Genomic DNA, 13,059 nt, shown 5'->3' on the forward strand with positions numbered 1-13,059 from the left:
CGGCATCGCCCGCAGCACCCACCCCCACCGTGCCCGACAGACTCAGGATTTCCGAGTCCCCGCAGATGCACAGCGGCTCGTCCGCCCCGGCGAAGCGGATGCGCGCATCCACCAGACTGCCGACGCCCGAGAGCACGAACGCCGCCTGGCAACCCTGGGCGCGCACGGCGGCTTCGAGCGCTTCGCGCAGGTCCTGGCCGGGGGTGAGGCGGAGGGGGAGTGTTTTCATGGGATTCTTCCTGTCCAACGAGCTCAGACTTCCTCGATCACGTCAGCGCCCAAGTCGCCCGCAATCAGCTTGAACTGCTCCAGCGCCGCCTGCAGGTCTTCCACGATCTCCTGCGCGATCACGCCCGGCGCCGGCAGGTTGTCGCTGTCAGCCATTACTCCAGTTTATTCAAACTGCATATTGCATATAGATCGAGCCGGACCTAGCTTTCTGGCAGACATCCACTGGGTTCAGCGTTGCGATGCAGCCGATACATCGGCCTGTGGAACACCGTGTCAAACGTGTACCCGAGTGCTTCTGCCACTGCTGTGATGGTTTGCACCGTGGTGTTTTCTTGCCCAGCCAGCACCTGCGACACACGCGCCCGGCTCCACCCCAGCTTGCGGGCCAGATCGGCCCGCGAAACGCCAGCGTGATTCAGCAGCAAGGTCAGGTCGGCCGCCGCGCCCACAACCTTCAACTCTTCAGTCAGGCCTTCGTGCGCTGTAATCAGGTCGCCAAACAAGGGTTTGTGTGCCATCTCATGTACTCGCTCAAATCAAATAGCGCTGAGGCCCAGCACCACACAACCACGGCCATGAAGATTCGACGGCTCCTCAGCCCGGTCACAAACCCAACGGCAGCTCGCGAGCATCCAGACCCATGGCCTGCAGTTCGCGACGGAAATGCGTCATGGCCAAGGGAACCACCTGAGCCACCAGTACGTACTGATATGGCTCCATGGCGAAACGCGGACCGATCAGCTCTTCGGTCACACCGGCCGGGTACTCGAACTTGCCTTCGTAACGACCTTCAAAAAAGGCGCCTATATCAGTACCGTCAGGGGCCTTGGCCGTGGCATGCAGCGCAACATTGACCAATGCCAGCAGCGGGCCATCCGCGTTGGCCGACGTACCCAAACCAACCTCAATGTCCTGCCTGAGTTCCAGACTCAGCTTCTGCGGCGCTGGAGCGGGCGCGCTGTTGTCGCCTCGAAACTGCGTAACCCTCAACGACACCAGACGCGGACGCTGCTCGACTACATCCATAACCGCTCCTGAGGTTCACCTTCATGATCCGCCACCGGATAGGCATGCATGCCAACCGTCGGCGAGGGCCGGAAGCCACCATTGCCGAAATTGGCAGTGATCACGTTGCTGGAGATCTTCCGCGCGAACACGATTTGCGCCGCCGGCTTGGCCGGGCGCAGTTCAGCGGTCATGCCTTCCTGCTCGACAAGAGCCCAGAATGCCTCTTCGCTGCGCAGCACTAGGCGCAGCAGCTTGTCCATGGCCTCGGAGTGCGCCACGTCGTCGTTCTCGTACTTGCTGAACGCCACCGGCCCGCCGCCAAACAGCCGCGCTGCCTGCTTCTGGTTGAGCTTGTAGCGCGCGCGGAGTGCGGCGATCTCGGTACCGGTCAACAAGCCATCGACCTGCTTGCGAAACGTCATCACCGCCCGCTTGTTGGCGCGCATCTCGGCCGCGCCAGCAAAGTCGGACCCGCACGCGTCGCACAGCTGATAGTGCGATGGCACCTGGACCTTGTGCCCCTTGTATTCAGCTTCCGCTTGCTCCACGTGATCGGTCACGTGGCCTGCCCCGCAAATGGGGCACAGTGTTTTGTCATTCATACAGACCTCCTGGTCTTGTGGTTCGCTCAGGTATGGCAAGACACCATCAGCACCAATGCACCCGTCTTGCCAATCGCAAACTTCAAGAAATACTCCACCGTCATCTCTTTGCGGGCTGTTTCGACCCACTCGCGGCGCCGGATGGTGTAGGCATCGCACGCTGCCCACGCCTTGCCGTTGCCACACCACTCGGAATCCTTGTAGTCACCCGGCTTCAAACTCTTAATCAGCTCGGCCACATCGTCCTCGTCCCATCCCAAGTTCGGCACATCGCGCCGACACTTGGTCGTCCACAGGAAAACACTTCCGGACTTGGTCACCAGTCCCTGGACCCGGTCCAGCGGATACAACGGCCCACCGCCGATCTTGACCCGGTCGCCCGGCGTCGGACCGCCACTGTACTCTGAAACGATGAGAAAAGTTACCATAATGGTAATTTTAGAGGCGACAACCCGGAATAACTGTATTTTTCAACAGCATCAACCCAGTTCCGCCTCCTGCAGCGCCTTCAAAGTGGCGCCCCTGCGCATCCTTCCACTCAATGCGCCCGTTGGCGCTGCGACATGCAACTGGTCTATCGGCGCCAACCGTTATCGCATCAATCAGCGCAGCACGATCATGTAAGTCAATATTCATTGCCAATGCTTCGCCAAGTACTTACGCATCAGCCAATTGGCGTAGCAACCAGTCGAGCTGCGTCCTTGCTGCGCTCACAAGTGCTTCATACCCAAACACTTTCAGTCTCGGTAGGTCATTGTGGGGTTGGGTAGTTGCATCACGGGCCTTACCAAGTAACAAAATTTCTATGCTCCCAAAGCGCGGCTCCAAGTCATCGCGATATTCCGCAGCTTGTCGCTGGTTGTCACGCGTAATCTCGTCTGAAGGGCGTTTGAACTCAATCAAAAGATATTCACCAGAGAGACGCTGCGCCAGAAATAGATCGGGCCGCTTTGAAGCGCGTTTTCCTGAAAACTTGGTATCTGTGTATTCCTGAATTGTTTTCGCGGTTGTCTTGTTAGATGCGATAGATGCATACCCCATGCCAAGCAGCCACAGATTCTTCTCGATGATTTGATGAATGGTCTTCTCTTGCGTGGCAGGGTTCCGAACGAGCCCATCCAGATGATCCAGCAGTTGCAAACGGCTCATAGTCTGGTTCGCCATTTGTGCCATGTCCACTAGGCCGAACTCTGTCAAGGCAACGGCAAGTGCCTCAATGTCTCCGCCTGGGCTTTCGTTAATGTGCTGAAGGATTGACCAATACTCATCTTTTTCTAGCGCATCCAAGACGACGGATGCCACTGTTTCAATGCGCTCTTCGCTTTCCCCATAGAAACGCTTCATAACTTTTTCCAGCGCAAGCCGAGCATAGCGCTGGCGATATTCAGGCAGCTTTGCTAATCTGGCGTTTAGTTGCTGTTGGAGCCTCGCGCGTTGAAGGTTCATTTCCTTCGCAAAGACCTCGCTAAGGGCGGTCTTGATGTGCGCTTGAATCACGGGCTTGATTGCTTGATATGCCTTGTCGTTTTCAACGATATCACCCCAGTCCGCCGTAACCCCGTCCAACAGACTGTCCGCTTCAACTTCCCCATATAGCTTTCGCAGGAGCTTAGAAGGCACTTCTGGATCATCTTCAAGTCCAAAAAAACTTGGGCGCCCAACTATCTTCCCCCCTACCCGAATAGCAATTCCCGCCTGTTTAATCACTTGAGTACTATCGGCCACCTTGTAGGACAGACGAATGGCACCAGCATCCGGCACAGCCTGGTTGTGTGAATAACTGCTTCCCTGAAGGTCATCAAGGCCAAGGCCAACGCCGTTGACCTTGACATCAAAGTCAGCCTCGCGCCCATATTCAACAACTAATAGGCCCTTCAGTTTTTCCGGGAGAGGAAAGGTGAAGCGTTGATTAAGTTCGCACAGAGTCACCGTCGTCCCATGCGCATCCCTAGCAGCGTCACGTACCGTGATCGGCAAATCGAATCGCTCCAAGTCGCGTGCAGCGTTCATAAGGTTTTCTTTTGAAACAACGACGCGTGTCGTACGACCCCGCGCGGTGGTTTCGATTTCCATGATCCCTGCAACCATCAGGCCAGCGAATTTTCCAATCCCTTTGCGCCCCTTGACCCGACGTTTCAAAGTTGCGGTCTGATCACCTTTCCGAGAACGGCGGTCATTCGCAACGACGAGATATTCGTTCAGCAATTCCTGTTCTGTCATGCCGCTGCCGTTGTCCGAAACGATAATCGGTGAATCCGTCATGGCGTCGGGTAATGCGACCGTCAATTTGGTCGCATCCGCATCCCACGCGTTGTCGATCAGTTCTTTGAGTGCATGCTCTGTAGATCGGTAACCCTCACCAAGCAAGCTTGCGAGCTTCGGGTCAACTTTGAAATTTGCCTTATTTGCCATCAACTCCCCCTGATTTAAGTAACTCATAGTTTGTTCGACGAGGACTGCGGCTCCGTGCCAGCTGGATTAGGACCTTGGGCTTGTTGGCGGCGAGGCTGGTTTCCAGATTTTGAATGGCCTTGATCTGCGCCGGCCAGAGCTGGTAGTTGGCGCCGCCCTGGCCCCATTCGGTGACCAGCGAGGGCATGTGCTGCAGGCGGGCGAGGAAGGTTGGCGCCTGGTCGGTCTCGCTGGCGGTGGCAGCGGAACCCGCCTGAGCCGGCAAATAGATCAACCACTGGAGCAGCAGCTCGGGCCGGAAGAAGGCAAACAGTGGGCGGGCGCGCGGCGCGGGGTCCAGCCCGTTGGTGAAGCGGGTTTCGACCCCGGTGGACTCGAACACAAAGGGCAGCGGGCGGCGCCAGGCGGGCAAGGCGGCGGGCAGGCCCTGGGCGTAGCGGGCGCTTTGCACCTCTACCCCGCTCAAGGTGGCGCCTTCCTTCTTGGCTTCGATCACGCCGCAGGCTTTGCCGTTGACGTAGAGCAGGTAGTCAGCGAAGCCGTGGCCGGGGTTGAGCGGGAACTCCCGGATGGCCACGCCTTTGCCGGCGCCACCACCGGCATGGATGTTGGCGTTGGCCACATTGCAGACGTGCCAGCCCGCTGCGGTGAGCAACGCGTCGATGGTCTGGCGGGCGCGGGCCTCGGGCGTCATGCGGTGGGCTTTGTCGTTGTTTCCTCTTGTTGCATTCTAGGGGTGCTCAACGGGAAGCCGGCGTCGTCAGCTGCGGCAGGTATTCCCCCACCAGTTGCTCCACCGTGTCGGCCTGCAGCTGGTCCCGGCTGGTTTTGAAGGGATCGCGGTCGGGCCGCTGCGCGAGCCAGCGTTTGAAGCCGACGAAGGCCATGGGGTGCACGGTGTTCATGCGGGCCATGTGGCCGGTGGTGCCCACGACCATGGCGGAGAAGCGCGGTGCGCTCACCAGATGCTCGGCGTTGCGGGCCTGCACGACCCAGAAGTCTTCTTCGGCATCGGTCAACTTGACGGGGTGCGGGTCTTGCTCTTTCGCTTCGCGGCGCAGGATGTCGACCTCGAAGCCTTTGCTGTTGACGGCGGTGTAGAGCTGGTCATCGATGAGGGTGAATGTTTTGTCCACCTTGCGCAGCAGTGCGAGCATGGACGAGTCCAGGCGCTTGAGCTGGGTGGTGAATTTGAGGTGTTTGCGCGTGTCCCAAAGCAGGTCCACGTCGCGCGTGGCAACGGCGGCGCTCTCCACGCGCACGCCCGCAGCGGCCTCGTAGGCATACAGGGCATGGGTGCCGACCAAGGTGAAATGCTCGGCAATGCCTGAGCGGTGCAGCATGTTGAGGATGTCGATGACGATGGTGGGCACGCGACCGACGAACAGCGCGCGGTTCATGCGCTGGTGGCGCGTGAGTGTGTCGCTCAGGTCTTTGACGCGGGCTTGTGCCGTTGCCTTGCGGGCGGTGAAGGCGGCGAACATGGCTTCGGTTTCTGCGTTGCGCGGCCCCAGGCTTTTCTGCGCGTTGCCCGCGCTGGTGCGCACCAGGTAATCGGTGCCGTTGGTGGTTTTCCAGTACATACCGCCGCGCACCGTGGCGGCCTGGGCCTCGGCGGCTTCGAGCGCCTGAAAGCTGGCGCGGGCGTCGATGTATTGGCGCCGGGCGTCGTCGCCAATGTCTTGAAATTCAATGGTTTTCCGTACAAATTCCATAAATTCAATTTATACGGAAAATTCAATTAAATCAACATCTATTTGACCAACACCCCCAGCGCCGCCACCCCCACCGGCGCCTGCGGCAACCAAGGCAGCACAAACGTCCTCTTCGCCAACCCACCCGCGATCCGCTCGGTCTGCCGTATTTCGCCCGCCAGCCGCGCCTGCAGCAGCGGGTCTGTCGTGCCGGTGGCGGCGATGCTTTTGTTGATGACCCAGGCCCAGGGTTCGATCTGGGCGCGGCGCAGGTCGTCCTGCAGCGCGGCGGCCTGGCTGACCGGGGTGACTTCGGGCAGGGTGACGATGATCACGCGCGTCATGCTGCCGTCTTGCAGGCGCATGAGCGGCGTGATGATGTGCAGGCCTTTGCCTTCGGTCTTGCCTTCGTACTGCCGCACCATCTGCCGGTGGTAGGCGCCGGTGGCGTCCATGAGCAGCAGGCTGTGGCCGGTGGGCGCGGTGTCGAGCACAACGAAGGCGCTGCGCGCTTCGTTGACCACGCGGCTGAAGGCGTGGAACACGGCCACCTCTTCGGTGCAGGGCGACTGCAGGTCTTCGAGCAGCAGGGCCTGGCCTTGTTGATCCAGGTCCTTGCCGCGCGTGGCCATGATCTTGTTGATGTAGGCCGCTGTCTCAGCCTTGGGGTCGATGCGCCCGACCTTGAGGCCGTCGAGGCTGCCGTCCAACGCTTCGGCCACGTGGGCCGCCGGGTCGGTGGTGGTGAGGTGAACGCTGTGGCCGCGCTGCACCAGACCGACGGCGAGCGCGGCGGCGATGGTGGTCTTGCCCACGCCGCCTTTGCCCATGACCATGATGAGGCCGTGTCCCACGGCGGCGAGCTCGTCAGCCATTCTGGACAGCGGCTCGGCGGGCAGCACGGGTACGGAAGATGCGGGAGCAGGGGCGGTCACTTCACCGCCTTGCAACAACGCCCGCAGCGCCGGCAGGCCCACGGTGTCGAAGGCGCGCAGCGGCACCTCGTCGCGCGGCAGGCGGGCGAGCGCGTCGGGCATCTCGCGCAAGGCCTGGCGGCCCAGCGCTTCGATGGCGTTGGCAATGGGGTCGTTGGCGCTGATGGCGTGGAACACGCCGTTGACGGCGAGGCGCTGGTTGGCCAGGCCGAGCTGGCTGAGTTCTTCGGCGGTGCGCGCGGCTTCCTGCATGGGGCGCGGGTCGGGCCGGGTGACGAGCACCACGGTGGTGAGCGCGGGGTCGCTCAGCGCCTGCAGCGCGGCGTTGAAGCGCGCTTCCTGCATCTTCAGGCCCGAGTGCGGGCCGAGGCAGGAGGCGCCGCGGTCGTTGCCGGCGAGGAAGCCGGTCCAGGCCTTGGGCAGGCTCAGGAGGCGCAGGGTGTGGCCGGTGGGCGCGGTGTCGAAGACCACGTGGTCGACACCGCCGTCGATGCCCTCGCCCGCCAGCAGCGCGGCGAATTCGTCGAAGGCGGCGATCTCGGTGGTGCACGCGCCCGAGAGCTGTTCGCGCACGGTCTGGCGCTCGTCGTCGCTGGCGCTGGCTTCGAGCTGCGCGAGCACGCGCTGGCGGTAGGCCTCGGCGGCGGTGTCGGGGTCGATATTGAGCATCTGCAGCCCCGGCACACCGGGCACGTGCACCGGCCGGTTGGACAACGGCACGCCGAGCATTTCGTCGAGGTTCGACGCCGCGTCGGTGCTGACCAGCAGTACACGCTGGCCCGCGTCGGCCAGCGCGATGGCGGTGGCCGTGGAGAGCGAGGTTTTGCCGACGCCTCCCTTGCCGGTGAAAAACAGGAAGCGGGTGGGTGCGGTGGCGAAGCCGGGCAGCGTGGGGGTGTTCATGTTTTCAGCATGACACACGGGGTGAGACGCGGGGCTGATGCGCATCAAGCGCAGCAGAAGGTGCTGCGGGTGGGGCTAGAACTGCTTTGGCCAAAGCCGCGCCACGTGTTGCACACGAAGGATTTGCACCATGCCGTCCTTCACACGGTAGGGAACGACATAGTTGTCGTGGACGACGAGCTCTCGCGTGCCGGGAACACGACCGGGACGCCCCATGGCGGGAAATTCGGCCAGTCGCTCGGTCTTGGCTTTCATCTCGCCGACAAAGGAATTGGCTCGCCCCGGGTTGTCGCGGGCGATGTAGTCGGCAATGGCATCCAGATTGGCCAGTGCCGTGCGGGTCCAGCGAATATCCACGTTGGATCAGTGCCCGAATTTGGCAAACACGGCGCTCACTTCTTCGGCGCTGGCGAAGTCGCCTCGATCGGCTTCGTCCATCCCAGCTTGAATATCCGCAATTTGCCATTGCTCCTGGCTGACGTAACTCTTGAGAGCCTCAACCGTCAGAAAGCTCTTGGTGCGGCCCGTGGCTTGCACCAGCTGTTCCAACTGGGCATGGAGTTCAACAGGCAGTCGGACGTTGAGGATTTTTTCGGCGGTTGACATGGGGCTCCCCTCGCAATTCATGCGTCTTCAGTGTACGTCACACAAACGTTGTGTCAATCCATCCAAGGCGGTTCACGACCGGCGAAGCGCCTCTCAGTCGCCCGGCAGCGTCACCGTGACCGCCAACCCCGGCCGTGCATTGCGCACGGCAAACGTACCGCCGTGCGCCTGCGCCACCAGCTTGCAGAGGTACAGCCCCAGACCCACGCCGCCCTGGGCGCGGGTGCGCGCGGTGTCGGGGCGGAAGAAGGGCTCGGCCAGGTGGGGGATCTGGTCGTCGGGCACGCCGGGGCCGTGGTCGCGCACCTCGATCTGGATGCCCTTGCCTTCGGCGCGCAGGTGCAGCTCGGGCGGCAGCGGCGTGCCCGCGCTGTGGCGCAGTGCGTTGTCGAGCAGGTTGCGCAGCAGGAGGCGGATGCGCGCCGGGTCGAGCGCCAGCGTGGGCAGGCCAGGGTCGATGTGCAAGCTGATCTCGACCCTGGCGTCGGGGCGCGAAGGCTGGCGCGCGAGCACATCGGCCACAACCTCTTTGGCGAGCGCCACGAGCGCCACCGGCTCGCGCTGCAGCGCGGCATGTTTGGCCGACAGGCGCTCGCTCTCCAGCAGGTCGGTGATGAGGCCGGCCATTTCCTTCAAGTCGCGCATCAGGGCATCGCGCTGCGGGTTCACCTCCGCGCTTTCGGGCAGCAGCTCGGTGTTGAGCCGCGCACGCGTGAGCGGGCTGCGCAGCTCGTGACTGATGGCGAGCAACAGCGCGCGTTTGGCTTCGAGCATCTGGTGGATGTCGCGGCCCATGGTGTTGATGGTGAGGGCCAGCTCGCCCAACTCGTCGGGGCCGTGCAGGCAGCGCTCAGGGATGGGCTGGCTGAAGTCGCCCGCACCGAAGCGGCGAGCGCCTTCGCCAATGGCGTCCAGCGGCTTGAGCAGGCGGCGCACGTAGAGCCAGGCCAGCAGCGTGAGCACGAGCAACGAGGTGAGCGCGTAACCGATCAGGCGCGGGCGGCGCACGAACACCTCCTCATTGATGCCGAACTGAAGGGTGTGCCCGTCGGCGGTTTCGCGCTGGAGGATGCCGTTCCAGTCTTTGCCGTTTCCCCATTTCTCTCCGTTGCGCGGCCCGCCGTCATCGGGTTTGTCGCGCATCCAGTCCGACTCGGCCTGGCCGGGGTGCGAGGCCCAGTTCACCTGCGGCCCGGCGATGCGCACGGTGAGCGGCAGGCGCTCGGTGACGGCCAGGGCGCGCTCCACGCTGGGCTGACCACCGTTCGTGATCTCGGCGGCGATGCGGTCCACGTAGTCCATCAGCAGCGGGCGCGCGGCTTCGCGCCAGCCCATGGAAAACGCCTTCTGAGCACCGGTGAAAAACACGAAGGTCATGCCCGCCGCGAGCAGCAGGAACACCAGCACCATGCGCAGCTTGATGGAGTGCGCGATGCGGTGTTTGGCGCGCTTCCACGACGAAGTTGTGCGGGATGGGGCGTCGGTCATGTCGGGGTCACACATTCAGGCGCCGCAGCGCGAGCGAGTAGCCCGCGTTGCGCAGGGTCTTGATGCAGTCCAGCGGCTCCAACTTCTTGCGCAGGCGGCTGACCACGATGTCCACCGCGCGGGTGTAGAGATCGGCCTCGTGGCCGCGCAGCTGGTTGAGGATGTCGTCGCGGCTGAACACCTTGCCCGGCTCGCGGGCCAGCAACAGCAGCAACTCGTATTCGGTGCCGGTGAGTTCGATGGTTTCACCCGCGCGGGTCACGCTGCGGCGCGCGGTGTCGATCTCCAGCCCGTCAAAGCGCAGCGTGGGCGCCGCGCTCATGGCGGGCGTGTGCCCGTTGCCGTTGGGCTTCAGGCGGCGCAGCACGGTCTGGATGCGCGCCACCAGTTCGCGCGGCTCGAAGGGCTTGGGCAGGTAGTCGTCGGCACCGATCTCCAGCCCGACGATGCGGTCCATCACCTCACCGCGCGCGGTGAGCATGATGATGGGAATGTCGCTGTCTTTGCGGATGGTGCGGCAGAGTTCGAAGCCGTCCATCTCGGGCAGCATCACGTCGAGGATGGCGGCGTCAAAGCCGCCGCTGCGCAGCCGCTCCAGGCCTTCGCTCGGCCGGGTGGCGTGCACCAGTTGCAGCTCGAAGCGCTGAAAATACACCGCCAGCGGTGGGCCGAGTTGTTCGTCGTCGTCGATCAGCAGGATGCGGTTCATCGGGTCATTCTGACAGGGCACGGTGCCGCACGATCAGGCGGCGCAGCCGGTGCTGCACCGGCACGCCCAGGCTGTCGAAGCGGTCGGCGGCCGAGAGCAGCGCGGGCAGCAGCGGCAACGCCTCAGCGGGTTGTTGCAACGACAGCCGGGCCCAGAGGTCGAGCGCGTGCTGGCGGTCGAAGCGCGGGCCCCAGACCATGGCCAGCAGCTCGGCGTGCGGGTCGTCGGCGCCGGCCAGCAAGGCCGGGGCGTGAACCCGGCCTTGCTGGGCCAGGTGGTGGATGGGTTCGAAAGCGGGCGACATGGCCGGTGCTTTCAGTGGAGCGATCAGCCCCGGCCCCACCAGCCATGGCCGCGGCGGTCCATCTTTTCGCGCACCTGCTGTTGCTGCGCGGGGGTCAGGCTGTCGTAGAAATCACCAAAGGCGGCCAGTACCTTGGGGCCGTTGCCCTGCACCACCTGGGTCTTCTGATCGAGCAGGGCCTGGGCCTTGGCGCGGTCAAACTTCTCGCCCGCCACCAGCGACTTCATGTCGGCGCGCGGGTCGGCGGAGCCGCCCTTGAAGGCCTTGCGCGAGGCGATCATTTCGTCTGCCAGCACCGCCAGCTTGGCTTTCTGCTCGGCGTTGAGTTCGAGCTTGCTGCTGATTTTTTCGATGGCCTTGCCGCGCACCTCGGTGATGCGCTCGTCGCTCCAGCCGCGGGCGTGGTCGCCGCGCGAGCCGCAGGCGGTGAGGCCGCCGAGCACGACGGTGGCGGCTGCAAAGCCGATGAGACTGCGTTTGATCCAGGATTTCATGACGGTGCCCCTTTCAGGAAGCTGTTGAACATGACCGTGATGGTGCCGGGGCACGGCAGGCCGAGGGTGTCAGCGCGGTAGCGGTTCATTTCGTTTTGTTTCGGCGCCGGCCTGGCGCACGCGCTGCAGGTGCAGGTCCACATGCACCGCCAGCGACTCGGCCACGATGCGCGCAATGCGCGGCAGCGGGCGGCTGGCGCTGGTGGCGACCGACACGCTCTGCGCCTGTGCGTTGCGGTCGCGCAGGGGCACAAACACCACGCTGCCGTCGAGCACCTCGGGGCCCACATCCAGCTCCGAGGTCAGCGCCACGTGGCTGCCGCTGCGCACCAGGCTTTTGACCAGCTGCAGCGAGTTCGTCACCAGCGGCGGCCGCGCTTCCTGCAACAGCCAGCCGTGGCGTTTCTCCAGGTAGCGGCGGATCGCCAGGGCGCGGCTCTGCGCGGCCAGCGGCCAGGCCGCCACGTCCTTGAAGCCGACCTCGGCCAGCGCGGCCAGCGGGTGCGAAGCCGCCACGGCGCAGCCCAGCGGCAGCTCGGCGCTCCAGATCAGATTCAGGTCACGCTGCGGCTTGAGGTTGAAGGCCACGGCGATGTCCACGTCGCCGCTGAGCAGGTGGGTCACGGCCTCGTCGGGGCTGACGATCTCGATGTCGATCACGATGCCCGGGTGCTCGCGCGCCGCCGCCTGCAAGAAGTCGGGCAGGAAGCCGTTGGCGTGGCTGTCCATGGCGGCCAGGCGCAACTGGCCGTGGTTGACGCCCTGCAACTGCTTGATGTCGGACAGCGTGCGGTTGAGGTCGGCCTTCCAGCGCTGCGACAGCGCCAGCAGCAGCTCGCCCGCCGCCGTGAGCCGCATGCCGCGCGGCAGGCGCTCGAACAGCGGCACGCCCAGGTCTTCTTCCAGAATCAGGATCTGGCGGTCGATGGCCGAGGCGGAGATGGACACCTCGCGCGCGGCGGCCTGGACCGAGCCCAGTTGGGCCACGGCCGCCACATAGCGCAGCGCTTTCGGGTGCAGGGGGCTGTTGAGCTTGCTCATCGTGCTGTTTATTCGAACGAAGTACAGCAAATTATGCGATGGACGGCAACGCAAAGCGACCTCAAACTGCGTTCCAAGATGCCCTCCACGCCCACCACCCCCTTGACGATCACCGAGCTCCGTTCGCTGGACGAAGCCGCGTTCAATGCGCTGCTGGGCTCGGTGGTCGAGCACTCGCCCTGGGTCGCCGAGCGCGCCTGGTCGCTGCGCCCGTTCGCCAGCCAGGCCGCCCTCTTCAACGCCATGGCCCGCGTGATCCACGGCGCCGACGAGGCGCGACAACGGGCGCTGTTGTGCGCCCACCCGGAACTCGCGGGCCAGGAGGCCCAGGCGGGCACCATGACCACGGACTCGCAAAGCGAACAGGCCCGCCTGGGCCTGCTGAACCTGGACGCCGCCACCGTGCAGCGCATCGCCGCGCTCAATCAGCGCTACCGCGAGCGCTTCGGCTACCCCTTCATCGCCGCGCTGCGGCTGCACGACACGCTGGACTCTGTGTTCGCGGCCTTCGAAGCGCGCCTGGCGCAGGACGAAACCACCGAACGCCACACCGCCTTGCAACAGATCTGCGAAGTCATGCGCGGACGGCTGGCCCGTGTGGTCCAGCCCGACGCCCCCGCCCCCCTTTCGTC

General features: G+C 63.8%; 18 protein-coding genes. 1 reads left to right on the forward strand and 17 read right to left on the reverse strand.

Translation table 11 applies throughout. From position 1 onward, the window contains the following. The 17 genes from B0E41_RS00930 to B0E41_RS01005 form a co-directional block, all read right to left on the reverse strand. On the reverse strand, nt 1-229 hold a 229-nt coding region (locus B0E41_RS00930; RefSeq protein ID WP_143433603.1), incomplete at its 3' end, for a PPC domain-containing DNA-binding protein. A gap of 23 nt (nt 230-252) precedes the next feature. Next, nucleotides 253-384, reverse strand: a complete 132-nt coding sequence (locus B0E41_RS27695; protein WP_290440824.1) for a hypothetical protein — start codon at nt 382-384, stop codon at nt 253-255. A 47-nt stretch (nt 385-431) separates the two neighbouring features. Next, on the reverse strand, nt 432-749 hold the full coding sequence (locus tag B0E41_RS00935; RefSeq protein ID WP_077327818.1) for a helix-turn-helix transcriptional regulator: 318 nt from the start codon (nt 747-749) through the stop codon (nt 432-434). An 85-nt stretch (nt 750-834) separates the two neighbouring features. Further along, nucleotides 835-1,257: a hypothetical protein gene (locus B0E41_RS00940; protein WP_077327822.1), complete on the reverse strand. Its 423-nt coding sequence runs from the start codon at nt 1,255-1,257 to the stop codon at nt 835-837. Next, nucleotides 1,248-1,841, reverse strand: coding sequence for a type II toxin-antitoxin system MqsA family antitoxin (locus B0E41_RS00945; protein ID WP_077327825.1), 594 nt, complete (start codon nt 1,839-1,841; stop codon nt 1,248-1,250). The genes B0E41_RS00940 and B0E41_RS00945 overlap by 10 nt, the downstream gene beginning before the upstream one ends. A 26-nt stretch (nt 1,842-1,867) precedes the next feature. Next, a complete protein-coding gene (locus tag B0E41_RS26395) occupies nt 1,868-2,269 on the reverse strand; it encodes a type II toxin-antitoxin system MqsR family toxin (RefSeq protein WP_143433604.1) in 402 nt (133 codons plus the stop codon). 229 nt (nt 2,270-2,498) lie between these two features. Next, entirely contained in the window at nt 2,499-4,253 is a 1,755-nt protein-coding gene (locus B0E41_RS00955; protein ID WP_171984624.1) for a Shedu anti-phage system protein SduA domain-containing protein, read from the reverse strand. Next, entirely contained in the window at nt 4,243-4,947 is a 705-nt protein-coding gene (locus B0E41_RS00960; protein ID WP_077327832.1) for a type I restriction endonuclease, read from the reverse strand. The genes B0E41_RS00955 and B0E41_RS00960 overlap by 11 nt, the downstream gene beginning before the upstream one ends. Before the next feature lie 46 nt (nt 4,948-4,993). Further along, nucleotides 4,994-5,968: a GSU2403 family nucleotidyltransferase fold protein gene (locus B0E41_RS00965; protein ID WP_077327835.1), complete on the reverse strand. Its 975-nt coding sequence runs from the start codon at nt 5,966-5,968 to the stop codon at nt 4,994-4,996. A gap of 38 nt (nt 5,969-6,006) precedes the next feature. After that, nucleotides 6,007-7,785: an arsenical pump-driving ATPase gene (gene arsA, locus B0E41_RS00970; RefSeq protein ID WP_143433605.1), complete on the reverse strand. Its 1,779-nt coding sequence runs from the start codon at nt 7,783-7,785 to the stop codon at nt 6,007-6,009. 75 nt (nt 7,786-7,860) lie between these two features. After that, the gene (locus B0E41_RS00975) at nt 7,861-8,142 is read right to left on the reverse strand and encodes a type II toxin-antitoxin system RelE/ParE family toxin (RefSeq protein WP_077327841.1); all 282 of its coding nucleotides are present in this window, start codon (nt 8,140-8,142) and stop codon (nt 7,861-7,863) included. A gap of 6 nt (nt 8,143-8,148) precedes the next feature. After that, nucleotides 8,149-8,391 carry a hypothetical protein gene (locus B0E41_RS00980; protein ID WP_077327844.1) on the reverse strand — a complete coding sequence of 81 codons (243 nt, stop codon included), beginning with the start codon at nt 8,389-8,391 and terminating at the stop codon, nt 8,149-8,151. 93 nt (nt 8,392-8,484) lie between these two features. Then, a complete protein-coding gene (locus tag B0E41_RS00985) occupies nt 8,485-9,894 on the reverse strand; it encodes a HAMP domain-containing sensor histidine kinase (RefSeq protein ID WP_363350005.1) in 1,410 nt (469 codons plus the stop codon). After that, nucleotides 9,887-10,588: a response regulator transcription factor gene (locus tag B0E41_RS00990; RefSeq protein ID WP_077327850.1), complete on the reverse strand. Its 702-nt coding sequence runs from the start codon at nt 10,586-10,588 to the stop codon at nt 9,887-9,889. Before B0E41_RS00990 ends, B0E41_RS00985 begins: the two co-directional genes overlap by 8 nt. 4 nt (nt 10,589-10,592) lie before the next feature. Next, the gene (locus tag B0E41_RS00995) at nt 10,593-10,892 is read right to left on the reverse strand and encodes a hypothetical protein (RefSeq protein ID WP_077327853.1); all 300 of its coding nucleotides are present in this window, start codon (nt 10,890-10,892) and stop codon (nt 10,593-10,595) included. A gap of 23 nt (nt 10,893-10,915) precedes the next feature. Beyond that, on the reverse strand, nt 10,916-11,386 hold the full coding sequence (locus B0E41_RS01000) for a Spy/CpxP family protein refolding chaperone (RefSeq protein ID WP_077327856.1): 471 nt from the start codon (nt 11,384-11,386) through the stop codon (nt 10,916-10,918). A 69-nt stretch (nt 11,387-11,455) separates the two neighbouring features. Further along, nucleotides 11,456-12,427: a LysR family transcriptional regulator gene (locus tag B0E41_RS01005; RefSeq protein WP_077327859.1), complete on the reverse strand. Its 972-nt coding sequence runs from the start codon at nt 12,425-12,427 to the stop codon at nt 11,456-11,458. 78 nt (nt 12,428-12,505) lie between these two features. Between B0E41_RS01005 and uraD the strand changes: the two genes are divergently transcribed. Then, nucleotides 12,506-13,059: 2-oxo-4-hydroxy-4-carboxy-5-ureidoimidazoline decarboxylase (gene uraD, locus B0E41_RS01010; protein ID WP_171984625.1), on the forward strand; the 554-nt coding region annotated here is incomplete at its 3' end.

Origin of the sequence: Hydrogenophaga sp. A37, assembly GCF_002001205.1 — a bacterium.
GTDB lineage: Bacteria > Pseudomonadota > Gammaproteobacteria > Burkholderiales > Burkholderiaceae_C > Hydrogenophaga.

Bases quoted from the DNA above. Each gene is read 5' to 3' on its own strand.
- B0E41_RS27695 (WP_290440824.1), bottom strand. From the start codon at position 384: ATGGCTGACAGCGACAACCTGCCGGCGCCGGGCGTGATCGCGCAGGAG.
- B0E41_RS00935 (WP_077327818.1), bottom strand. From the start codon at position 749: ATGGCACACAAACCCTTGTTTGGCGACCTGATTACAGCGCACGAAGGC.
- B0E41_RS00940 (WP_077327822.1), bottom strand. From the start codon at position 1,257: ATGGATGTAGTCGAGCAGCGTCCGCGTCTGGTGTCGTTGAGGGTTACG.
- B0E41_RS00945 (WP_077327825.1), bottom strand. From the start codon at position 1,841: ATGAATGACAAAACACTGTGCCCCATTTGCGGGGCAGGCCACGTGACC.
- B0E41_RS26395 (WP_143433604.1), bottom strand. From the start codon at position 2,269: ATGGTAACTTTTCTCATCGTTTCAGAGTACAGTGGCGGTCCGACGCCG.
- B0E41_RS00955 (WP_171984624.1), bottom strand. From the start codon at position 4,253: ATGGCAAATAAGGCAAATTTCAAAGTTGACCCGAAGCTCGCAAGCTTG.
- B0E41_RS00960 (WP_077327832.1), bottom strand. From the start codon at position 4,947: ATGACGCCCGAGGCCCGCGCCCGCCAGACCATCGACGCGTTGCTCACC.
- B0E41_RS00965 (WP_077327835.1), bottom strand. From the start codon at position 5,968: ATGGAATTTGTACGGAAAACCATTGAATTTCAAGACATTGGCGACGAC.
- arsA (WP_143433605.1), bottom strand. From the start codon at position 7,785: ATGAACACCCCCACGCTGCCCGGCTTCGCCACCGCACCCACCCGCTTC.
- B0E41_RS00980 (WP_077327844.1), bottom strand. From the start codon at position 8,391: ATGTCAACCGCCGAAAAAATCCTCAACGTCCGACTGCCTGTTGAACTC.
- B0E41_RS00985 (WP_363350005.1), bottom strand. From the start codon at position 9,894: ATGTGTGACCCCGACATGACCGACGCCCCATCCCGCACAACTTCGTCG.
- B0E41_RS00990 (WP_077327850.1), bottom strand. From the start codon at position 10,588: ATGAACCGCATCCTGCTGATCGACGACGACGAACAACTCGGCCCACCG.
- B0E41_RS00995 (WP_077327853.1), bottom strand. From the start codon at position 10,892: ATGTCGCCCGCTTTCGAACCCATCCACCACCTGGCCCAGCAAGGCCGG.
- B0E41_RS01000 (WP_077327856.1), bottom strand. From the start codon at position 11,386: ATGAAATCCTGGATCAAACGCAGTCTCATCGGCTTTGCAGCCGCCACC.
- B0E41_RS01005 (WP_077327859.1), bottom strand. From the start codon at position 12,427: ATGAGCAAGCTCAACAGCCCCCTGCACCCGAAAGCGCTGCGCTATGTG.